We start from the raw sequence: 21,495 nt of genomic DNA, 5'->3' as shown, positions 1-21,495 counted from the left end.
TTAGTGATAAAGGCTCTTACAGGTATAGTAGCGCTTCATAAGTAAGAATATTTTTACAAAGAATTTAATAATCACAATTTAGGCAATGATGAAAGTTCTTTAAGAAAAAAGTTTAATACTATCAAGAAAAGTTTGCATAGGCATAGCAATATAATACATAATAATCAAAATATCTAAAATTCTGTCAATTTATTTGCACAGTCAATCACTTGAGAATTCGGAAATTGATTTTTAAACCAAGTGTACTGGCGTTTTGCATAATGCCTTGTGTTTGTTTGAGCAATCTGTATTGCTTCGTCTAAAGTAATCTCCCCTTTTAAGTATCTTATAATTTCTGGTACTCCATGTGCTTGCATAGCTGGCAAATGTGGAGATGGGTTCATGCTAAGTAGGTTTTTTACTTCATCAATTGCTCCATTTTCAACCATTTCAATAAAACGAGAATTTATTTTTCGGTATATATCCTCACGTTTAGGTAGAATTGTATATACCTTAAAATTATTGAACAAAGGAGGCTGTCTATTTTCTTGCCATACAAAGATTGTCTTGCCAGTTTCAGTGATAACTTCAAGTGCTCTTGAGAGGCGATGTGAGTCATTAATAAATATTTTACCTTGAATCCTTGGATCTTTGCTTAGCACTAATTTGTAGAATTCCTCTTTACTTAAATTTTTCCTAAGTTCATTTACGTTTTCTCTCACTTCCTGGCTTATTTGTGGAATCGATGATAATCCCTTGATTAAGCTGCTAATGTAAAGCCCACTTCCTCCAGTGATGATGGGTATTCGTGAATTTTTCAGCGCGTTGTTAACTTCCCTCTTTAAATCCTCTAGCCATAAACCTACGGAATAATTTTCTCTTGCTGAAACATAACCGTATAGCCTATAAAATTCTTTCTGCTTTGGTGGTTGAGCAGTAATTACGGGAATCTCTTTGTATACCTGCTTTGAGTCACAGTTTATTATGCTAATGTTTTTATACTTTTTTATCAAGTTATCGCATAATTCTGATTTACCTGAGGCTGTAATTCCTGTAATAATTACTATATTATCCTTCATTTATATTAATTTAACTAACCTATGATAGGGTGTAGTAAAAATTTGGATTCTACAATCTAAAATTTGGAGACTTTTATGGCAGAAAATGATAACGATAACTCGTTTACTAAGCGTTTTACAAATAGGACCTCTAATGAGACAAGAGGAGGTTTTTCCAGTAAGTATTCATCTCAAAATACCAAAGAACATGCACTAGGAGCAAAAGGAAAAATTTCTGAATTGGCAAACAAAAAAGCTGAAGCCAAGGAAGCTTTTTCTGAAAGTGGCGGCATAAAGAGTAAAAGCAGAACTATCAACGAAAGATCCTTTGCTGATGCAACAAGAAGAAGTAGATCAGATCTCATATATCTAGTTCGTGGTAAAGATCGAGGAAGATCAGCTTGGCACTATGTATTAGTTGATAAAGATAAAAGAGAAATGTTTCTGGCAAAAAGTAGAACTGGCTCTATAGATGTTGCAGATTATGGAGAGATTTTATATTCAGGATGGGGAGATGATCCACCACAGGAGATAGTCGATAAAATCAATGCGGAGTTCGGATTGTAGTAAATCTGTTGTAAAAACGAGCAGTTGCTAATAAAATTTACTGTAAGTATACAACAGATGCGTGCTAGCCATTTCGGTATCTTAATTGCTACCATATAGCGAGATAACTGTAAACCCAGAGCTATTGTAGACATAAGTTTTAGCTATATGGTATTTGAAGTAATAAATGCAATAAAAAATAATTTGTTAGCATGCTTTCCAACAGAGACAGTATATGCTCTTTCTTGTAATGCGCTAGGTAACGAATCTATAGAAAAAATATATCGAATAAAAAAGCGTTCTCAAAACAAGCCGCTCTCTGTATTTGTTAGTAATATTGATAGTTTGATAAATATAGCAAAGGTAAAGGAAGAGTATATCGATTTAATAAACTATTTTTCTCCTGGACCAATGACCTATATTTTACCACTTCAAGATAACAGTATATTACCAAATGAGTTCTTTAAAGATAGTATAGGCATAAGAATTCCTGATCATCCTATTGCGATTTCAATATTAAATGAACTGAAAACTCCAGTAGTTGCAACTAGTATTAACATTTCAGGAGAAAAAAGTATATGCAAAGCAAGAGATATACCTCAGTCTATTAAGCAACACTTATCTGCAGTAATTGAAGATGATGAATTAGTTTCTGGTATAGAATCTACTATTATTGACTTAACTGGAGACAAGATTAAGGTTTTAAGAAAAGGTAAAATTTCATTACAAACAATAAATAACGAATTTTCAAACTAAGATCTATAGGAGAAAGAATGAAAAAGGTGATAGGCCACAACCAAGCAAAAAAAAAGATAATGAACAACTTGTCTGTTCAATCTTGGCTGATCTGTGGTAAAAAAGGTATAGGAAAAGCAACATTCGCAAAATCCTTTTCTAATTGGTTTCTTATAAAAAATTACGATGAAGTAGCATTAGACTTACACATTGTTGAAGGTGATACAATAGGAGTGGAAAAGGTGAGAGAAATGAAAAACTTTTTGCACTTAAGCCCCATTCAATCAGAATATAAAATAGCTATAATAGATAGCTTAGAGTCAATGACTAATAATGCTAAAAATGCAATATTAAAAATATTAGAGGAGCCGCCACAAAATTCTAAAATATTTGTAATTAGCCATAAGCCATATGATGTACAAATCACCATCCGGTGTAGGTGTTTTCAGCTGAATTTACTTCCATTAACTTACGATGAAACAAAGCAGGTTGTTTCATCTCAGTGTAAATTCGACGATAAAATATTTAGTGAGATCATTACTTTGTTTCCTGGAACTCCGGGAGTAATAATAAATGCAATAAACAGTGGTGCTTATGAGTCACATAAGCATTTTTATACATTTTTCCGTAATCTAAATAATTCTGATATAGTTAATAAAATAATTAATAGTGAGATTGAGCTAGAACTAGCATCACATATAATTCAAACCTCCATTTTAGAAAGTATAAAGAAAGAAGTAAATAATGTTGAAATTCTACTAAGTCAATGGAAAGAAATAGATGAACTTTTCGTTGCTGCAAAGCAATTTCGCTTAGATAAAAAGCATGTTTTAGCTAATGTAGTTAACATCATGACACAAAAATGTAATACTTTTAACATAAATTTATGATAAAATTCTGCTAATTTAATACTGAAAGTATATAACTTGAATGATAATAAATTAACTGTATGGCAATCAATAGAAGTTTTAACAAACACTATACTGAACATGCAGAAAGAATTGAGTTTAATCAAGAATACATCTTTAGATCAAGACGTCACTTTAGAAAAAGGGAAGGAGCTATCAAGTGGCATCTATGAGGCAAATTTTAAGCTAAACAAGGCAATCAATATAGCTACTTTGCCAAGAATTGGCTATTATATGATTAATGATGAACTTGTTGTACGTAATCATATTACGAAAGAGGAAGTAAAGATCCCTAGAGATTTTCATTACTTTAAAGTTGTTAAATCCAATCACGATGATTGTAAATTAACGTTTTGTAATTTTTTAGGTAATGAGTTTTTTGAATATAAAAAGTATGATCCACAATATTCTGGTCTTTCAGATGAATATAAACTCATGGATTTTGGTAGTATAAAAAAGACTAATAATCTAAAACTTAAGGAGTATGTTGGTCATGCACCTAAATTTTTTGCTGTAGAAGGATCTATTGAGCCTGGATCTGAAAACCATGTAATTGATCTATTTGAGCTAGTCAGAGACGGTAAAGGCAAAAAAGTGGGAACTCTTGCTGATGAATTTGGTTATTTTGATGATCAAAATAAATTACACTACTATAATTATCACAAAAGTGCAGAAAGTAATACTTATGATCCTGAAAGCTTCAGTGTAAAAATGATAAATTTAGATGTGAGCAAAATTGATAAATTTCACCTTATTGCAGAACAAGGTGATATAATAATTCATCCCATTTTGGAAAATTTAGACATATTTTAAAGTTTTTTAGAGTATCCAGTATATTATATAATTGGGTTTGTATTATGGAAGATAAATTACTTGAATCAGTAAAAAACAAAAGTTACTTCAGGAAAGCAGTTGAATGGTATTGCCACAGATACCTGTTCTGCGTTGTAGAAAGATCTTGGATGGCGTTAATAGCGTTACTTCTCTTAGTATGTTTATTTTTATCACTACTAAACATATACCTATTACTTCCTGTTAAAAAAGATTTAAATTTTGTGAAGTATATGAACCACACAGAAGATGAGTTCTCTGCAATACATAAACTTAGTTTTAGTAAAAAAGAAGATGAGTACATTTCCATAGCAAGGTATTTAATAAGTAAATATATTGAAACATATGAGTCCTCTCGGACTGTTGAGCCAAAGTATCAAGAAAATTTTATAAAAAACAATTCTGTATACAAAATCTACCAAAACTTTCAGGAAAAAGTGAACAATGAAGCTGTTTCATCCACAAGAAAAATTACCAACATAAACGTAACAACATTATCTATTGACCGGTTGACCAAGAACTTAGTTACATTTGCTGGAAACGCTACTGTAGTTTTTACAGCTGAGCAAAATAAGAAGATGAAAGATTATGCTGTGGAGGTCAGCTTCACTTTGTCAAATATAAAAGCAACTCTAGCTGGAATAGTGCCATTTAAATTTATTGTTAATAGCTATAAATATAGATGATTATATTTATAACATTATTTGGTAGCTAAAAAAAATAACTAAAGTGCATATAGCAGTAATAACTGGGGGTAAAACTAGAAGCATTGGTGTCTTTTTAATAAAATAATTTCTAGAAGGTTTTGAGAAAAAGGCGTTGTAAATTATTGGTAAAAAGTATAGAGCATTGAGTATAGTACTAACAATTAACACTAGAGTTACAAACACAGAAAGTGTTACATTACTAGAGTTGAAAACAGCTTGAAAGATGAGAAATTTGCTCCAAAAAGTCGGAGCAGGAGGTACTCCTATCATGGACAATGCACCTATAGTGAATGCTATCATGCTAATTGGCATACTACGTCCTATACCGTGAATTCTATCTATATATTTTTCACCCGTTTTCGTTATTATGATACCTGCAAAAAAAAATAAAGTAATTTTTGCAAATGCATGGCAAACTAATTGAAAGATTGCAATCTTCATGCTGAATTCACTAAAAATTGAAGCGAACAATATAATATACGACAATTGGGAGATGGTAGAGTAAGCAAGCAATTTCTTTAATTCCTTTTGCTTTAATGCAATCAACGATGCAGTAATGATAGTAAATCCAGCAGCGTACGGAAGCCACCCTCCAGCAAACCAATTTTGCTGCACAAAACGTTGCATATTATCGACGCCAAAAGTGTATAATATAACTTTGATGATGATGAAAACTCCGGATTTCACAACAGCAACAGCATGTAATAGTGCACTCACAGGAGTTGGTGCAACCATTGCTTTTGGTAACCAAAAATGCATTGGCATTAATGCAGCTTTTCCTATTCCATAAATCAGCATAGCAAAACACACTGCAATAAAAGTGATGAGTGAAGTATCAAACTTGAATATTCCACCACTTACAAAATCTAAAGTATGGAATTCATTATATAATAGGCCTATTGCAGGAAAAAATAATACTAAAGAAGAGAAAAATAGTAAACCAAAGTAATAGCGTCCTGCAATTACTGATTCATTTGTTGAGTTGTAAGTAATCAGAGGGTATGTACTAATAGTTAGAAGCTCATAAAAGACAAATGTAGTGAGCAAATCTCCAGAAAAAGCAATAAACATTGCACAACTGATTGATGTTGAAAAAAAGCATAGAAAACTTGAGTGATTGCTATCAGCATAGTTATTTCTCATATAACATATTGCATATATACTGGTTAGTACCCACAAAAATGATATTAATAAACTGAATATTGCTCCACTAGACTCTAGCTTTAAACTAATATGCAAATTATTACCAAAATCCATGAGAATAAATTGAGAATGATCACCATATACCAAATATAAAGTGCATAGAGATGTATACGCAAATAGAAGCATAGAAGAAGCAACAGTAACGCCACTGCTTACTCTTGGCCATTTACTAGTAAAAGAAATAGCTAATGCACTTAAAAGTGGGATCAACGCAGTAATTAACAAATAATTCTCAGTAATAAAAAGTGGCAAGGAAAGAGATATTAAAACAAAATCCATTAAGTAATTCATCTTTCTGTTTAGGTAAAGCTAAAATTATATTCAAGTTATAGAGAATTTGCTATTTTTTAGTTGTATATCGGAAGTGTTAAATAAACCATACGCATCAAGTTAAGAAAAAGTGGCGTAAGGAAGAAAGGAAATAAGAAAAAACTATTTTATATATTAAGTAATAAAGTTAGTAATTTATAGATTTTTCTAAAAAAATATCTTATCCTAGATAAGAATTTCCTAAAAAAATAAATGTAACAAATAAAATGCCAATCTTAAATATTGCTATATTTCACGATAGCTACTTAATTTGGCACGTATGGTTTGTTAAACACTTCCAGAATTACTCAAAACCGCTACAGACTATATCTTTCTGTATAATCTTTAAATGCACCTCTATTGGAGTCAAAATGTAGTTTCACACTACCAATTGGCCCGTTTCTTTGTTTTGCAATGATCAGTTCTGCAATATTTCTAATTTTCTCCATTTTCTCTTGCCACTCTCGATGTTTATTACTTCCTTCATTTGGTTGCTTTCTTAATTCATAATATTCTTCTCTATAAAGGAACATTACTATATCCGCATCCTGCTCTATGCTTCCTGAATCACGTAAATCAGAAAGTTGTGGTTTTTTATCATCCCTTTGCTCAACAGAACGAGAGAGCTGTGATAGTGCAACAATGGGAATATTTAGTTCCTTTGCAATTGCTTTTAAACCCTGCGTCACTTCTGAGATTTCTTGCACTCTATTTTCACTACTCCTTTTTGTTGTTCCTCGAATTAACTGCAGATAATCGATAAAGACCAACTCTACATTATATAGTTGATAGAGAAGACGTATTCTGGTACGAAGAGCACTAATTGATAACGCAGGAGTGTCATCTATGATGAAAGGTAATTCGGATAGATCTGTACTAGCATTAATGAATTCGTGTAATTCAAAATCACTAATTCTCCCAGTCAGTGCCTTATAATAACCAATGCCTGAATCTATAGTAATCAATCTTGCGGTCAATTGCTCTGCTGACATTTCAAGTGAAAAGAATGCTACATAATGTTGTTTATCTGTTCTTTTTTGCAAAATCTTACAAGAATTAAGTGCGATGTTCAGCGCCAATGCTGTCTTTCCCATTGAGGGCCTTGCAGCTATAATTAACAGATCAGATTTCTGCAAACCACCAAGAAGCTGGTTTAGGTCTTGAAGTCCGGTTGTAATACCTAGAGCCTCTGGGTTATTCTTCAGCTTGCTGATCTTCTCAACCACATCTTTAATTGAACTTGCAAGCTTTATATATGTCTTATCACCTTGCTTTTTTACTGCTAAGTTGAACAACTTTGTCATTGCCTGCTCAATTTGTACCTGTGCAGGATTTTCAATGTCGTAGTTGTAACTATCGTCAACTATCTCCTGTCCGAGCTTGATTAAGCATCTCCTTAAATAAGTATCACGGATTATTCTGGTCAAGCTATAGATGTCAAGCGCAATGCTTGCCTTTGCTGCAAGTTTTGCTAGGTACTCAACTCCACCACATTCGGCAAATGCTTTATCATTCTCGAAAAACATCTTGAGGCTCAGTTCATTAGCAACTATACCGTGTTTTCTGGTTTTAGATATCTGGGTAAAAATGCTTTGATGTAGTGGATCATAGAAATTATCTGCTGCAATTATATCTTCGACTGCATCACAAATTCTATTATCACGAACCATTGCACCAATGAGCATTTGCTCTGCTTCTAAATTGTGTGGCAATTTACATATTTCTTCTCTTGAATCAATAAGATTGGCTAATTCATTCATTTTAATTTTTCAGAGTAATGATTGATTATTGTAGAATATTCAGTCCTTACTTGAAAGAGAAAAAATTTGACTAATCCTGTGTTGCTTATAGCATTAAAGTAGGCCTCTGTGGTGGAATGGTAGACACGGCAGACTCAAAATCTGTTGCTTGCAAAAGCATGCTGGTTCAAGTCCGGCCAGGGGCACTCAAATATTGGAAAATGCTTTATGTTACACAAGTTTTTTAATCGTTTATTTTCCATTCTTTCTTCGATAAATGCTATTCAAAGGGTAAAGAAAGATGAAAATGGAATATGTTACGTAACAGGACTTAGACGCTATTTGTCAGTGCTGCTTGATTTAATTATCATCGTTTTGTTCTTGCAGCTTTGCGGCCAAGCCTTAAGCCAACTCTTCATGAACTCAGAGAGCAGTAAAATATTAGGCCAAATTGCTGCGAAATATCAGATGCAAACACCATTATCTGCAGAGGAAACAGCAATGCAGAGTAAACTAATCAAGTTACTAGTTCTAAATCAGATAGTTCAATTTATTATGCTTTTTAGTTATGTAGCATATATGTGGATAAGATTTGGCGCTACACCTGGAAAGTTATTACTTGGACTCAGAGTTGTAAATGCACAAACTTTTGAAAAATTGACTCTAAAACAAGCAATAAAGAGGTTTTTTTCCTTTATATTGTCAACTTCACCACTATTCTTAGGTTTCATATGGGCAAGCTTCGACAAACGTTGCCAAACTTGGCACGATAAGATTGCAGGCACAGTAGTTGTAACAAGTAAAAGTCTTAGATGTATGGTCTCAGAACATAATAGAGTGGATTAAGGGTTCTGTCGCATTTGTAGGGAAGTAGAAAGAAGAATGATATAATTGTCTAAAAAAAAAGCAAAGATGTTTCGTATCAATCAAAAATTGTTGCCATATTTCAAAGGATTTAGCTTTTCAGCGGATGTTATCTGTATACATGAAATGTCGATTCTCTTTGAGCTATCGAGATTTGGAAGAAATGATGAGTATAAGGGGAGCAAAATGCTACGTTACAAAGGTGGGTTATCACCACTGATAGATGAAGCAGTAAGGAAAAGAAAGAAGCAGGTTGGTAGTAGTTGGAGAGACTTACATTAAATTAAACGGTAAATGGGTTTATTTATATACTGTAGACTTGTGTGTTAGTAGAGACAAGTCTGCAGCACTTGCATTCTTTCGTAAAGCCTTCAGGAGTAACTATCTTCCTGAGAAAATTGTAATTGATAAAAGCGGCAGTAATACTGCTGCTCTTGATGATTTGAATGCAGAAATTTCTGAAGATTACAGTTCTTCAAATAAAATATCTAAATAATATTGTTGATAGATTTATCAAAAAACTAATAAAGCCAATGCTTGGGTTTAAAAGCTTCCATTCCGCAAAGATTACCATCACAGGCATAGAAAATATTCGTATGATTAAAAAAAAGACAAATTATTAAAATAATGTTTCTACTTTTGAGAATTTTGCTATGTTAATGGCTTCATAACTCCTATAATCTCAGCTTTTTTCCTATGGTTTATAGATGCGACAGAACCGACATATCAGTTGATAAACAGACTAATCAGTTATTATTTATACCTATTTCAGCATGAAAATTATTGTGAGGCTTGATTTTATATATATCACTACACATAATAGACTTTAGTATAAATTAGTAATATGCATCCAATCATATACTTACTTAACCTGCTACTTGATCTTTACAGCTTCATTCTAATATGCTCAGTTGTTCTCGATTTGTTGATTAAATTGAATGTAGTGAACATGTATAATGAAGTTGTAAGCAACATAATGCAAACTTTAAACCGACTTACCCATCCTCCACTAAAGGTTATCAGAAGGTATATACAACCGTTCAATGGATTAGATTTATCCGTGATGATATTGATAATAGCAATTCACTTTGTAAAATATACAATTACTTATTACTTTAAGTAGATGTTAAAAAAACAGCTAAAATCAGCGATATACCTGTTACTCTTAATGTATATATATATATCGGTTTTTAGCTATAATTATCAAGATCCATCCTTAAATACAGCTACAGATGAGAAAGTAACAAATTTAGGTGGAATAGTAGGTTCATATTTAGCTGATATATTAGTTCAATTTTTTGGACTCGCTAGTATTACAATAGCTACAACCATAGTTTACTTTTTAATTTTCAGAGCATCATTGCTGAAAATTATCTACCTAACGTTAATCAATGTAGCAATATATGCTATATTGTCGCAACTTTCGCTTGGCATTACTGCTAGATACATGCACGGTGGAATAGTCGGTAATGCTCTAATTGACCACTGCCCATTTTACATATTCACAGTAGTAGCATCAATAGGTGTTGTAGGGTTGGTTGGTTGGAAGAGAACAGTTTATTCTTTACTTTTCCTATGCAAAAAAATAGCTTCCTTTTTTGCAAAGTTTCTGTTTTTCAGGTTACGTAAAACTACTGATTATTCAATAGCACCATTAGTAATAGAGGGAAAATATAGAACCACTAGACAACAATCAAAAGAAAGACAGAAAAAAGCTACCGAAGAGATTTTTAAACCACCTTCTAGCGAGTTTGAGTTTCCAAGCATTCACTTACTTTCTAAAGTAGAAGAATCTATGCAGAGAAAACAGTTGAATGCATTAGAGAGCAATAAGAATTTATCTCTGCTCGAACAGGTGCTGAGTGATTTTGGCGTGCAAGGAAAAATTATAAGTGTATGTTATGGACCGGTTGTGACTTTATACAAACTTGAACCACAAGCAGGTACAAAATCTGCAAGAGTAATTGGTCTTGCAGATGATATTGCACGTTCAATGAGTGCACTCTCTGCACGTATTTCAATAATTCGTGGACAAAATGCCATGGGAATAGAATTGCCAAACAAGGAGCGAGAGATTGTGATGCTGCGTGATTTACTTGAATCGCCAGAATACCAAAATGCAAACTTAAATCTTCCAATTGCGCTTGGCAAGGAAATAAGCGGAAAACCAGTTATTGCAGATCTGACTAAAATGCCCCACTTGCTTGTTGCCGGAACTACAGGGTCAGGTAAGTCGGTTGCAATTAACACGATGATTCTGTCGCTTGTTTATCGACTAAGTCCTGATGAATGCAAGATGATAATGATCGATCCAAAAATGCTTGAGCTTTCAATATATGATGCAATACCGCATCTAATAACACCAGTGGTAACAGAGCCAAAAAAAGCTGTTATTGCTCTTAAGTGGATCGTGAAAGAGATGGAAAATCGCTATCGTATGATGTCATATTTAAATGTGCGGAATGTAATAAACTATAATCAAAAAATTACAGAAGCGATGAATAGCGGAATAGAATTGGAACGTGTTGTACAGATTGGCTTTAACTCAACAACTGGTAAACCTTTGTTTGAAAAAATACCGATTAAAATGGAGACATTTCCGTATATTGTGGTGATTGTAGATGAAATGGCAGATTTAATGCTTGTTGCTGGCAAAGATATAGAATGCTCTATTCAACGTTTAGCTCAGATGGCTCGTGCTGCAGGAATACACATCATAATGGCAACACAACGCCCATCTGTAGATGTGATAACAGGTGTGATAAAAGCAAACTTTCCAACGAGAATTAGTTTTGCTGTTACTTCTAAGATAGATAGCCGTACAATACTTGGTGAACAAGGGGCTGAACAATTGCTCGGTATGGGTGATATGCTTTATATGGCCTCTGGTGGTAAGATTATTCGAGTTCACGGTCCATTTGTAAGTGATGATGAGGTGCAAAATATAGTTGATCATCTAAAAACGCAAGGTGAGCCAAACTACATGGAGGAAATCACTCAAGAAGATGAAAATTCTTTCGCGGAATCAGAAGGTGAAACAGAAGATGAAGAGAACGATCTATACAAGCAAGCAGTAGCCATCATTCAGAGGGATCAAAAGGTTTCAACTAGTTATATTCAAAGACAGCTTAGAATAGGCTATAACAGAGCTGCAAATATTGTTGAAAGAATGGAGAAAGAAGGCATTGTCAGCGCTCCGAGTTACTCAGGAAAGAGAGAGATATTGGTAGAATAACCCTTAACTTAAACCAAGGAAAGTTATTTTAAGATCAATGTATAGTGATAGTTAATTTAATAATAATTTAAACATTGGGAATGTAAAATTATAATATATTAATTAGCTAGGGGGTTAAAATGGTAAAAGGAATTTTCCGCAATTGGTTAGGTATAACAGAATTGCAAGAAAGTCAAAAGATAGATGCTGAGAAGTTTGAAAAAGTTTTTGGTGAATTAAAAAAATGGCAAGAAGCTCAAAATATTGATGCTAAACAGTTTGAAGAGGTATTTAGTGCATTAAAAGAATGGCAAGAAGCTCAAAAGATAGATGCTGAGCAATTTGAAAGAGTTTTTGGTGCATTAGAAGACAAGATTGGTACTGAGCAGTTTCAAGCTATGCAAGAGCACTTAAGCGGCTTGCAAGAAAAATTTACAGGCTTAGAAGAAAAAGTAGAAACATTTGCAGACATGGTAGGGGGACAAGAACAAGCAATACTAACTTGTGCCATAGTCAGTGCTGTTGCTGCAATAGCTGTAACTAGTTTTGTTGCATTCTGTATCTATCAGGGAGTTAAACTTGATAAAGAGAAGAAAAATGACTTGTCTCAAGGTACACCAAATGGAAAAGTTGACGCAAGCAATGTTGTTAGTCATGAAACACCACTGATTGACTTTTTGAGTTGATAATGCTCTTCTTGAAAAGGTGTTACGTAAAATTTGTAACACCTTAAACTTTCTTTAGATTTTGCAGGTTTTGGTAGTAAATTTTTTAGAAAGATGTTTGTATTATAAAGTTAGTAGAGATTCTGATTTACTTAAAGTTCGTTAATTGGTATCTTTTAAAGTACAATATTCACTATAGCATGCTTAAGATCTTTTCTAAAGTTTTATTTACATTAATACTTTTGGTTTCTAGTTTCTTAACTGTACATAATGTTGAAGCTAAGTCTAAAGTAAAGCTCAGTAAGAGATACATACCTCCTGGTAATCCTGGTGGTGCAAACTTTCATGAAGATGAGGAATTTGCTGATTCATATAAATTATATGAAAAGCGTAGGGAGATTCTCAAGAAAAAAAAGTTACAAGTGCAATCTAATGCTAACATAAATAAAGAAGATCTAATCAAAAAATTAAAAGAAAAAAAAATTGCTAGCCTTGATAACGAGCCAAACAACGTGGGAGCTTGCATAGTTGAAGATGGGGAGGATGCTATGATCAATCAGCATGGTATTAATCTTGCACGTTTAAAGGGTGCTGTATTTATAGATCAAGAGCCAGTTTCTCAGTATGAAAGTAAGCAGCATAAAAGTGAACAACAAAAAGGGAAAAAAGTTACTTCAACACGAGAAAAAAAAGTTTCCCCTATAAATGTTACTATAAAAGAAAGTCCATCAAGAAGAACGTGCTCTCATGATTCTATTACTGATCTAAATAGAACACCACAGCATAGTTTAAATGGTTCAAGTTCATTTGGCAGTGTAGTTGACACAGTAAAATAGTGTCACGATTAATAATATGCTAGATAGAGACCTGACATTGAGTGATGATGCATATGAGTCATCGCCGGTTTCCAGGCATAAAACTCATACTGTAAAAGTTGGACAAGTGAAGATAGGTGGAAATAATCCTATAGTTGTTCAATCCATGGCACTTGGTGCACATATAGATTCTGACAACATAAAAAGTAGTGCTCAGAAATATGCAAAAGAAGTAATAGAACTAGCGCATGCAGGTTCAGAATTGGTGCGAATTGCTTTGAACTCAGAGGAAGTAGCAAAAGCAATACCTTATATAGTAGAGGAAATAAATAAAGAAGGCTTTGATGGTAAGATATTAGTAGGCTGTGGACAATATGAGCTCTACAGGCTGATTCAGGATTATCCAGACAACATTAAAATTCTGGGTAAAATTAGGATAAATCCAGGTAATATAGGCTTTGGTGATAAACGTGATGAAAAATTTGAAAAAATTATAGAGTATGCAATAACGCATGATCTTCCTGTCAGAATTGGAGTAAATTGGGGTAGTCTTGATAAGTACCTTTCACAAAAATTAATGGATGAAAACTCCTTGTCTAGTAATCCAAAAACTTCTGATGTTATATTACGTAAGACGCTTGTAATGTCTGCTCTTGGTAGTGCAAAAAAAGCTGAAAAGATTGGCCTTAATGCAGAGAAAATAATCATTTCATGTAAAGTCAGTAGAGTGCAAGATTTAATTTTAGTTTATACGGCACTTGCACAATCTTCCAATTATGCGCTGCATTTGGGTTTAACCGAAGCTGGTATGGGTAACAAAGGCGTAGTAAATACCACAGCAGGGCTTACTTATTTATTGCAAAATGGTATTGGAGACACTATCCGGGCTTCTTTAACTCAGCGCCCTGGTGAATCACGCACTAATGAGGTGGTAGTATGTCAGGAAATACTACAGTCTATAGGTTTACGTCACTTTAACCCTCAGGTGAGTTCATGTCCTGGTTGTGGACGCACAAGTAGCGATCGTTTTCGTATATTAACTGAGGAAGTAAATGGCTACATAAAAACTCATATGCCGGTATGGAAGAAAAATAATCCTGGTGTAGAGTATATGAAAGTTGCTGTTATGGGATGCATAGTAAATGGTCCTGGAGAGAGCAAACATGCAAATCTGGGGATCAGCCTGCCTGGGTATGGAGAAAAACCTGTTTCAGCAGTCTACAAAGACGGCAAATATTTCAAAACTTTACAAGGTGATAATATTTTTGAAGAATTTAAGGCAATTATTAGTGATTATGTGGAGAAGCATTACACGTGACAGGTTCATGATTACTGTAAATCTGATGTGAAAAATGAATTTTATTAGAGGGGATTAAATTTTTCTAAAAACCAGCTAATGGAAAAATTTGCTTTTCTAGATTATCGGGAATTACTTGATTTTATATCATAGATATTATATAATAAACTATATATATAAATTTATTAAAGAAACATTATGACCATACAAAGAGACGAAGCTTTAAAAATATTAGGTTTTGAATCAAGTGATGAGCCTAGTAAACAAGAAATTAAATCAGCTTATAGAAAATTAGCTTTGAAATATCATCCTGATAAACATTCAGGTAAAAATGAGGTTGTGAAGAAACAAAATGAAGAGAAATTTAAGCAGCTAGGTTCTGCATATGAATTTCTCACTAAGAAAAATATAGAAGAGGTTACAAATCTAACTGACGAAAATTTAAATGGAATTAATTCGCCTGAAGATTTGAGGTTTTACTTATATTGGGCTATCCGCAATCAGGATATAGCGTTTCTTAAAAAGCTTTTTTCCAAATTCAAAAATGGTAAAGATGAAAGATTTGGTGATTACATCAATGAAGAAATTTATATTTACTTTCCATTATCTATTGCTTTAGATTCAAGAAATTATAGTATTCTGAAACTTCTTTTAGAAAATGGTGCTGATCCTAATATAAAGCTATTACATAATGAAGCTTCGTTACACTATTATATGGTTCTCGATGACAGCAGAATTGTAGAGTTATTGTTACAATATGGTGCTGATCCTAATATGGTAGATAGAAATGGTAAAAATCCGTTGTTTGAAGCGTTTTTGTGTTATGATGATCATACTATGGAAATACTTTTGAAATATGGTGCTAATCCTAATATGTTAGATAAAAATGATCGAGGTCCATTATATCAAGCAATCAATTTTGACAACGATAAACGCGAAAAATATGTAGAGTTGCTTCTAAAGTATGGTGCAGATCCTAATCAGAAGGTTAATGGCTCCAGAGTTATAGAGTATGCTCCATATTTCATTAATAATGGTATAATGAATTGGATTAAAACGCTTACTTTGCCATACGGTAACAATGATAAAGTTAAAAGGTTGATGGCTGAGTACGGTGGAGTTGATAGACGTTATCTACGTGATCAAACGATACTGACTTGTTGTTGCTTAATCGTCGCTTCTGCTACTTTTTTTAGTATAGCTTCTCCTTTGCGCTATGTACCGACAGCAATATTTGCACTTGCTGCATGTTTTTTTATTAAAAATGCTGTACATGCTGCATTTTTTGCAAAAGAACCTTCTACTGAGTTTACCGAAGCTAGAGCTTGTCCAGAGATTAGTAAAAGGCTATAATATCTAAAGTTTTAGTGCTGGGTAAAGATGAGAAAAAAGCATCCAGCAGACCTAAGTCAAAGGGAATGGACAAGAATAGAAAGCTACTCCAGAGTATCATACAGGAAAGGAGGAAGGTCGTCAAAGTATAGCAAAAGAGAAATATTAGAAGCAATTTTCTATGTATTGTGTACAGGTGTAAATGGCGGTATTTACTATGTGGTGGGATACCAAGGAGAAAATTTAAAAAATCATATAAAGGAAGAATATGGTATGGATATTGAGATTGTCAAAAGGCCTTCATGTAGGTTCTAAGTCAACAAAGACACACCGCCTTAGCTACTACCAATGAGGGGTTTAAAGTACAGCCAAGAAGGTGGGTTGTAGAAAGGACTTTTGCTTTAGGAATAGAAGACTATCGAAAGAATAAGATTTACTCACTGAAAATTTCATATATCTGGCTATGAGTAGAGTTATGTTAAGGAGAGAAATATGCTTGAGTTTATCAATTCCCGGACAAGTTGGGAGTGTTAAATAAACCATACGCGTCAAGTTAAGGAACTGTGGTAATAAACTTAGTGTAAGGAAGAGAAAAAAAAGATATAAGTTCTCTTAAATCTAACAAAGAAAACGGAGAACTTATACAATGAAAAGAATAGTTTGCATCTCAAAAAAGCTCAAAGAATTTTTTAATGAAAAAGCAGATAAAATCTCAGCTACAACAGGGTTCATAAAAAGAAAGAGGAAGCTAAAAGGCTCGTCGTTCATAAAAGCCATCGTTTTGGGTAATATAGGGGTTGATAATTGTAGTATAGAGACAGTGTGTCAATTATTGAATGAAGACTCGATAAATATAACAAAACAAGGTCTGGACTTTAGATTTACCAAGGAAGCAGTGGAATTTATGAAAAGAATGTATAATGAATCTTTAACGTTACTTAAAAATACCTTACAAGTTGATTGCAGAATCTTGAAGCACTTTGGAGGTGTTAAATTATTAGACAGCAGCTACATTAGCTTACCTAACAGTATGGAAGAAATGTATAAAGGTTATGGTACCAGCTACAGTGGTTATGAAAGCAATACTAAGTCTGGAATAAAGTTACAATTAGTTTTTGACTACCTAAACCAGACATTAGACCAGCTTAATATAACTGAGGGAATAAGGTCAGATCAGGGTTATAGAAGCCATTTAAGCAATATATCGAACAACGATTTACTAATATCTGATTTGGGTTATTTTGTGCCAAGTTCTTTTAAACAAATCAATGAAATAGGAGCTTATTTCATAAGTCGTTATAAATCCGATACTAACATATATGATATAGAGACAGGTCAAAAAATAGATTTACTAGAACATTTGGGAGATCGATCTTTTCTAGAACAGGAGGTATTGTGAGGAAAAGAGACAAGGGTTAAAGTAAGAATTATATTTAAAAAACTAACTGAAGAACAAGCTATGGCTAGAAGAAGAAAGGCTAATAGGTTAGCAAGATCACATGGATACACATCTTCTCAAAGGAACCAAAAGTTACTAAATTGGTCGATATTTATAACTAATGTTCCAAAAAGTAAGATTAATGCTGAGCAAATACTAGTAGTTTACCGAATAAGATGGCAAATTGAATTATTGTTCAAATTATATAAGAGTAATATAAGGCTTGATAAGCTGAGAGGAAAGCCATACAGAGTATTATGTGAGCTATATGCCAAATTGTGTGCAATTCTTATATTTCATGGAATAGTGGGTTGCACAGAACTGAAAAAAAATACGGAGCTTAGCTTAACAAAGGCATTTATTGAGCTAAAAAGACGGGTTAGAGAGTTATTTTTAGCACTAAATAATAAAATTAAAGGCTTAAATATTTTTCTCAAAAAGCTTACCATAACTTGGTCGCAGTTTTCATTAAAAGACAAGTACAGAAAAACTAGAGTATCCACCTTAACTTCTCTAAATTTGCTCACAATCTCTTAACTTGACGCGTATGGTTTATTTAACCATACGCGTCAAGTTAAGGAAATATCGTGAAATATAGCAACATTTGAGATGGGCATTTTATTTGTTACATTTATTTTTTTAGGGAGTTCTTATCTAGAAGAAGATGATTTTTTCAGAAGAATCTATAAATTAATAACTTTATTACTTAATATATAAAATAGTTTTTTTTCGTTTCCTTTCTTCCTTATACCACTTTTCCTTAACTTGACGCGTATGGTTTATTTAACACTCCCGCATTTCCAAATTTTGTGAAGATTCAAATTCTTCTTGCATATCCAGTATGTCTTCTATTACTTGCTGATCTTCATCTCTTTCTTCTAATTGAAATGCTGCTGCTTCTTGAGGTGTTTCTAGCAGTTTTTTTAATATTTCTGTGCGCAGTTTCTCTGGTATTGATTTCCACTGTAGCATTACTAGCATTTCATTGTGCAGCACTGACATTTTCTGTAGTGTTTTCACTTTTTCTGACAGTCCTTTATTTTCTTTTTGCAATGCTTCTATTTTTCTTTGCTGATACTGATTATCTGAATTTGTCATTGGTAATCCATGCATAACCTACTCCAAGTTAAAATTTAGATATTATTAATTAAGTGATACAGTTTCTTTAGTCAATCAATATATTATAACATTAGGATTAACAGCTAAAAGAATAGAATGAAATATCAGGCAATATCCTCTATAATTAAACTTTTAAGATGGAAAAATGACAATTCGTGTAGGAATTAATGGTCTTGGTAGAATAGGCAGAAGTGTATTGCGTGCTATTTTTGAAGTAGAAAACTATAGCGAGCAAATAGAAGTTGTGGCGGTAAATGGGTCGCTCAGTGCTGAGCAGCATGCACATTTGATTAAATATGACTCTGTTCATGGCAAATTTAACGGCGATATTGATTTTAACGAGTCTGAAAATTGGCTATCTATAAATGGCAGGAAATTTTCTTTATATAGAGAACGTAGCCCTGAAAATATTCCTTGGAATGTTGATGTAGTGCTTGAATGCACTGGTGCATTCAACAAGCGTGCGGAAGCAGCAAAGCATAATGCAGAGAGAGTAATTGTCTCTGCTCCAGTTTCAGATGCTGATGTAACTGTAGTTTACGGCGTAAATAACGATATGCTAAAAAAGGAGCATAAAGTGATCTCAGCAGGTTCTTGTACTACAAACTGTCTGGCTCCGATTGTACACGTTTTACACTCCAATTTAGGTATAAAAAGCGGTTTTATGACCACTATACATGCCTATACGAATGATCAAAATATTCTTGATGGCAACCATAGAGACTTACGTAGGGCAAGAGCTTGTGGCCTTTCTATGGTGCCAACTACAACTGGAGCAGCAAAAACAATTGGTTCTGTCATTCCTCAGTTAAAGGGTAAGCTAGATGGTACTGCTATTAGAGTTCCGGTTAGCAACGTTTCTATGGTTGATTTTAAATTTACGACTGGTAAGAAGGTAACAGCTGGAGAAATAAATGAAATGTTTAAGAATTCAGCAAATCATGTGCTTTCCGTATGTAACGAGCCTTTAGTTTCAATAGACTTTGTCCATAACCCTTATAGTGCAATTGTGGATTTAGCTGGTACATATGTCACAGGTGATATCTGTAGAGTTGCAGCGTGGTACGATAATGAATGGGCTTTTTCACTGAGAATGTTAGATATAGCTTTATTGTAAAGTATGAACGAAAACTCACAAAAATATGCTTCATTTTATGAGCACTTTGCGGAACTTAGAAAAAGGGTTATTTTTTGCTTTCTATTTTTTTGTGTTACCTTCGGGTTTTGTTACTACTTTAAAGAAAATATATACCGCTTTTTACTTGCACCTTTAATAGAAGTTACAAAAGATAGCAATGATTTTTCTCTAATCTATACAGACTTAACAGAAGCGTTTTTTGTATATCTCAGGGTTGCAATAATGAGTGCACTGTTGTTTTCTTTTCCTGTGTTTGCATGGCAATTCTATATGTTTCTAGCACCTGGCTTATATAAAAGAGAAAGGGCAGTGTTATTGCCATACTTAATTGCAACACCGGTTTTGTTTGTAACGGGAGCCGCTGTAGTTTACTACTACATATTTCCCCTAGCCTGGAAATTTTTTATTGCTTTTGAACATAGCGGTAAATCTTTCGGTATACCAATAGAGTTTATGCCATCAGTTAGTGAATATTTAGACCTTGTTCTTCAATTCATGTTTGCGTTTGGTACTGCATTTCAAATTCCAGTCATACTAACCTTAATGGTGAGAGTAGGGCTAATCACTGCACAAAGTTTGTCAAATAAACGCAGAATTGCGATAGTGGTAATTTTCATTATTGCTGCAATCTTAACTCCACCTGATGTACTAAGCCAAGTAGGGCTTGCAATTCCAATGTTGGTATTATATGAGCTGTCTATCCTAATATGTAGATATATTGAGAAGAAAGCAAAGGATTGAATTAAGAATATTATTTATAAACAAAGAATGAGCACCGGAGCACTTTTTCTTGTTTGAGTGTTTTTGGCACCACAGCATTTTATTGATTTATTGACTTGTTTGCTTAAATATATAATAATTAAAGTATATTATTATTTTGAATAGGAGAATTTGATATGCTAAGTTATGAAGAGTTAAACAAAACACAACAAGGATTATATGATAAGTTAAAGACTACAATACGAAATCAAGATAATATTAATGATCTTTACGAAGATATTAGTTGTGCTATTTATGAAGACATTCCAGCAAAAGAGGATTGGGAGCAAGTTCTTACTCATGTGAAATGTGTTAATTGCGATGATCAAGAGCATACTCTAACACTGCTTGGCTTTGTTATAAATCAAAAACAACAGGAAAGCATTCAAGGTATTCTAGATGTAGCTAAAAGAAATAGTATATTAGAAAAAATTCTTACTACTGCGAATATAAAGATCAAGTTTTCAAATGGTCAAGAAATTACTTTAACACCACTTGCCTATGCTATAATTCTTAATAATCAGATAGGCATTGACACTATTCTAAATATAGCCAAAAAAGATAAAGAGTTATTAGAAAAAGTTCTTACTACTGAGAATATAAAGATCAGGCTTTCAGATGATCAAGAACATACTCTAACACCGCTTAGCTGTGCTATAAATCTTACTAATCAGGAAGTTAGTCAGAAAAGTATTAAAGCTATTATAGATGTAGCTCAAGATAATGATATGTTAGAAAAAGTTTTCGCTAGTATAAAAAAAGATCATCTTAACAAAACCAAGAATATTTTAGAACCTGTCTTGAAAGGTAATGAAGAAAAGAGTATGATGAGGTAAGCA

General features: G+C 33.2%; 19 protein-coding genes, 1 tRNA gene and 3 pseudogenes. 19 read left to right on the top strand and 4 right to left on the bottom strand.

Translation table 11 applies throughout. From position 1 onward, the window contains the following. Nucleotides 1-173 precede the first annotated feature (173 nt). Nucleotides 174-1,058, bottom strand: coding sequence for a tRNA (adenosine(37)-N6)-dimethylallyltransferase MiaA (miaA, locus tag ABWU56_RS03560; RefSeq protein WP_264375543.1), 885 nt, complete (start codon nucleotides 1,056-1,058; stop codon nucleotides 174-176). A gap of 75 nt (nucleotides 1,059-1,133) precedes the next feature. Between miaA and ABWU56_RS03555 the strand changes: the two genes are divergently transcribed. The 5 genes from ABWU56_RS03555 (at nucleotide 1,134) to ABWU56_RS03535 (ending at nucleotide 4,743) form a co-directional block, all read left to right on the top strand. Next, nucleotides 1,134-1,604, top strand: a complete 471-nt coding sequence (locus tag ABWU56_RS03555; protein ID WP_127464170.1) for a hypothetical protein — start codon at nucleotides 1,134-1,136, stop codon at nucleotides 1,602-1,604. A 147-nt stretch (nucleotides 1,605-1,751) separates the two neighbouring features. After that, nucleotides 1,752-2,339 carry an L-threonylcarbamoyladenylate synthase gene (locus ABWU56_RS03550; RefSeq protein WP_006013379.1) on the top strand — a complete coding sequence of 196 codons (588 nt, stop codon included), beginning with the start codon at nucleotides 1,752-1,754 and terminating at the stop codon, nucleotides 2,337-2,339. A 17-nt stretch (nucleotides 2,340-2,356) separates the two neighbouring features. After that, nucleotides 2,357-3,208, top strand: a complete 852-nt coding sequence (locus ABWU56_RS03545; RefSeq protein ID WP_353281899.1) for a DNA polymerase III subunit delta' — start codon at nucleotides 2,357-2,359, stop codon at nucleotides 3,206-3,208. Between the two features lie 36 nt (nucleotides 3,209-3,244). Next, nucleotides 3,245-4,039 carry a hypothetical protein gene (locus tag ABWU56_RS03540; protein ID WP_264337251.1) on the top strand — a complete coding sequence of 265 codons (795 nt, stop codon included), beginning with the start codon at nucleotides 3,245-3,247 and terminating at the stop codon, nucleotides 4,037-4,039. Between the two features lie 44 nt (nucleotides 4,040-4,083). Then, a complete protein-coding gene (locus ABWU56_RS03535; protein ID WP_139686506.1) occupies nucleotides 4,084-4,743 on the top strand; it encodes a VirB8/TrbF family protein in 660 nt (219 codons plus the stop codon). Between the two features lie 6 nt (nucleotides 4,744-4,749). Here the strand turns inward: ABWU56_RS03535 and ABWU56_RS03530 are convergent, their stop codons facing one another. Both ABWU56_RS03530 and ABWU56_RS03525 read right to left on the bottom strand, forming a co-directional pair. Further along, nucleotides 4,750-6,246 (bottom strand): proton-conducting transporter membrane subunit, encoded by a 1,497-nt coding sequence (locus tag ABWU56_RS03530; protein WP_264687250.1) that lies wholly within the window; start codon nucleotides 6,244-6,246, stop codon nucleotides 4,750-4,752. A 347-nt stretch (nucleotides 6,247-6,593) separates the two neighbouring features. Further along, nucleotides 6,594-8,036, bottom strand: a complete 1,443-nt coding sequence (locus ABWU56_RS03525; protein WP_353281897.1) for a replicative DNA helicase — start codon at nucleotides 8,034-8,036, stop codon at nucleotides 6,594-6,596. A 102-nt stretch (nucleotides 8,037-8,138) separates the two neighbouring features. On the opposite strand from ABWU56_RS03525, the gene ABWU56_RS03520 reads away from it, so the two are divergent. The 11 genes and pseudogenes from ABWU56_RS03520 to ABWU56_RS03470 all read left to right on the top strand — a co-directional run bounded on the left by ABWU56_RS03520 (nucleotide 8,139) and on the right by ABWU56_RS03470 (nucleotide 18,177). Continuing rightward, nucleotides 8,139-8,221, top strand: a tRNA-Leu gene (locus ABWU56_RS03520). A 22-nt stretch (nucleotides 8,222-8,243) separates the two neighbouring features. Continuing rightward, nucleotides 8,244-8,861 carry an RDD family protein gene (locus ABWU56_RS03515; protein ID WP_264374840.1) on the top strand — a complete coding sequence of 206 codons (618 nt, stop codon included), beginning with the start codon at nucleotides 8,244-8,246 and terminating at the stop codon, nucleotides 8,859-8,861. Between the two features lie 66 nt (nucleotides 8,862-8,927). Then, nucleotides 8,928-9,502: pseudogene (locus ABWU56_RS03510) on the top strand (IS6 family transposase). A 221-nt stretch (nucleotides 9,503-9,723) separates the two neighbouring features. Continuing rightward, on the top strand, nucleotides 9,724-10,002 hold the full coding sequence (locus ABWU56_RS03505; protein WP_010401649.1) for a YggT family protein: 279 nt from the start codon (nucleotides 9,724-9,726) through the stop codon (nucleotides 10,000-10,002). After that, complete coding sequence (locus ABWU56_RS03500) at nucleotides 10,003-12,114, top strand: DNA translocase FtsK (RefSeq protein WP_264375564.1); 2,112 nt, start codon at nucleotides 10,003-10,005, stop codon at nucleotides 12,112-12,114. A 119-nt stretch (nucleotides 12,115-12,233) separates the two neighbouring features. Next, the gene (locus ABWU56_RS03495) at nucleotides 12,234-12,779 is read left to right on the top strand and encodes a hypothetical protein (protein WP_264375565.1); all 546 of its coding nucleotides are present in this window, start codon (nucleotides 12,234-12,236) and stop codon (nucleotides 12,777-12,779) included. Nucleotides 12,780-12,958: 179 nt separating this feature from the next. Then, nucleotides 12,959-13,594, top strand: a complete 636-nt coding sequence (locus tag ABWU56_RS03490; RefSeq protein WP_264337096.1) for a TRP75-related protein — start codon at nucleotides 12,959-12,961, stop codon at nucleotides 13,592-13,594. A gap of 16 nt (nucleotides 13,595-13,610) precedes the next feature. Continuing rightward, the gene (ispG, locus tag ABWU56_RS03485; RefSeq protein ID WP_353281895.1) at nucleotides 13,611-14,891 is read left to right on the top strand and encodes a flavodoxin-dependent (E)-4-hydroxy-3-methylbut-2-enyl-diphosphate synthase; all 1,281 of its coding nucleotides are present in this window, start codon (nucleotides 13,611-13,613) and stop codon (nucleotides 14,889-14,891) included. A gap of 177 nt (nucleotides 14,892-15,068) precedes the next feature. Next, entirely contained in the window at nucleotides 15,069-16,223 is a 1,155-nt protein-coding gene (locus tag ABWU56_RS03480) for an ankyrin repeat domain-containing protein (RefSeq protein WP_264687224.1), read from the top strand. A 27-nt stretch (nucleotides 16,224-16,250) separates the two neighbouring features. Next, nucleotides 16,251-16,740: pseudogene (locus ABWU56_RS03475) on the top strand (hypothetical protein). Nucleotides 16,741-16,848: 108 nt separating this feature from the next. Next, nucleotides 16,849-18,177 (top strand): annotated as a pseudogene (locus ABWU56_RS03470) (IS4 family transposase). Between the two features lie 246 nt (nucleotides 18,178-18,423). Here the strand turns inward: ABWU56_RS03470 and ABWU56_RS03465 are convergent. Continuing rightward, nucleotides 18,424-18,753: a hypothetical protein gene (locus tag ABWU56_RS03465; RefSeq protein ID WP_064085722.1), complete on the bottom strand. Its 330-nt coding sequence runs from the start codon at nucleotides 18,751-18,753 to the stop codon at nucleotides 18,424-18,426. Between the two features lie 151 nt (nucleotides 18,754-18,904). Between ABWU56_RS03465 and gap the strand changes: the two genes are divergently transcribed. The 3 genes from gap (at nucleotide 18,905) to ABWU56_RS03450 (ending at nucleotide 21,492) form a co-directional block, all read left to right on the top strand. Then, complete coding sequence (gap, locus tag ABWU56_RS03460) at nucleotides 18,905-19,876, top strand: type I glyceraldehyde-3-phosphate dehydrogenase (protein WP_353281893.1); 972 nt, start codon at nucleotides 18,905-18,907, stop codon at nucleotides 19,874-19,876. A gap of 3 nt (nucleotides 19,877-19,879) precedes the next feature. Beyond that, nucleotides 19,880-20,638 (top strand): twin-arginine translocase subunit TatC, encoded by a 759-nt coding sequence (gene tatC, locus ABWU56_RS03455; protein WP_010401503.1) that lies wholly within the window; start codon nucleotides 19,880-19,882, stop codon nucleotides 20,636-20,638. Between the two features lie 155 nt (nucleotides 20,639-20,793). Then, a complete protein-coding gene (locus tag ABWU56_RS03450; RefSeq protein ID WP_353281892.1) occupies nucleotides 20,794-21,492 on the top strand; it encodes a hypothetical protein in 699 nt (232 codons plus the stop codon). The last annotated feature ends 3 nt before the right edge of the window (nucleotides 21,493-21,495 follow it).

The sequence above is a fragment of the Wolbachia endosymbiont (group B) of Horisme vitalbata genome (assembly GCF_964028625.1).
Classification (GTDB): Bacteria; Pseudomonadota; Alphaproteobacteria; order Rickettsiales; family Anaplasmataceae; genus Wolbachia.
Note: the sequence above shows the minus strand (reverse complement) of the source record. Positions and strands in the feature narration are given on the sequence as shown.

Bases quoted from the DNA above. Each gene is read 5' to 3' on its own strand.
- miaA (WP_264375543.1), bottom strand. From the start codon at position 1,058: ATGAAGGATAATATAGTAATTATTACAGGAATTACAGCCTCAGGTAAA.
- ABWU56_RS03555 (WP_127464170.1), top strand. From the start codon at position 1,134: ATGGCAGAAAATGATAACGATAACTCGTTTACTAAGCGTTTTACAAAT.
- ABWU56_RS03550 (WP_006013379.1), top strand. From the start codon at position 1,752: ATGGTATTTGAAGTAATAAATGCAATAAAAAATAATTTGTTAGCATGC.
- ABWU56_RS03545 (WP_353281899.1), top strand. From the start codon at position 2,357: ATGAAAAAGGTGATAGGCCACAACCAAGCAAAAAAAAAGATAATGAAC.
- ABWU56_RS03535 (WP_139686506.1), top strand. From the start codon at position 4,084: ATGGAAGATAAATTACTTGAATCAGTAAAAAACAAAAGTTACTTCAGG.
- ABWU56_RS03530 (WP_264687250.1), bottom strand. From the start codon at position 6,246: ATGGATTTTGTTTTAATATCTCTTTCCTTGCCACTTTTTATTACTGAG.
- ABWU56_RS03525 (WP_353281897.1), bottom strand. From the start codon at position 8,036: ATGAATGAATTAGCCAATCTTATTGATTCAAGAGAAGAAATATGTAAA.
- ABWU56_RS03515 (WP_264374840.1), top strand. From the start codon at position 8,244: ATGTTACACAAGTTTTTTAATCGTTTATTTTCCATTCTTTCTTCGATA.
- ABWU56_RS03505 (WP_010401649.1), top strand. From the start codon at position 9,724: ATGCATCCAATCATATACTTACTTAACCTGCTACTTGATCTTTACAGC.
- ABWU56_RS03500 (WP_264375564.1), top strand. From the start codon at position 10,003: ATGTTAAAAAAACAGCTAAAATCAGCGATATACCTGTTACTCTTAATG.
- ABWU56_RS03495 (WP_264375565.1), top strand. From the start codon at position 12,234: ATGGTAAAAGGAATTTTCCGCAATTGGTTAGGTATAACAGAATTGCAA.
- ABWU56_RS03490 (WP_264337096.1), top strand. From the start codon at position 12,959: ATGCTTAAGATCTTTTCTAAAGTTTTATTTACATTAATACTTTTGGTT.
- ispG (WP_353281895.1), top strand. From the start codon at position 13,611: ATGCTAGATAGAGACCTGACATTGAGTGATGATGCATATGAGTCATCG.
- ABWU56_RS03480 (WP_264687224.1), top strand. From the start codon at position 15,069: ATGACCATACAAAGAGACGAAGCTTTAAAAATATTAGGTTTTGAATCA.
- ABWU56_RS03465 (WP_064085722.1), bottom strand. From the start codon at position 18,753: ATGCATGGATTACCAATGACAAATTCAGATAATCAGTATCAGCAAAGA.
- gap (WP_353281893.1), top strand. From the start codon at position 18,905: ATGACAATTCGTGTAGGAATTAATGGTCTTGGTAGAATAGGCAGAAGT.
- tatC (WP_010401503.1), top strand. From the start codon at position 19,880: ATGAACGAAAACTCACAAAAATATGCTTCATTTTATGAGCACTTTGCG.
- ABWU56_RS03450 (WP_353281892.1), top strand. From the start codon at position 20,794: ATGCTAAGTTATGAAGAGTTAAACAAAACACAACAAGGATTATATGAT.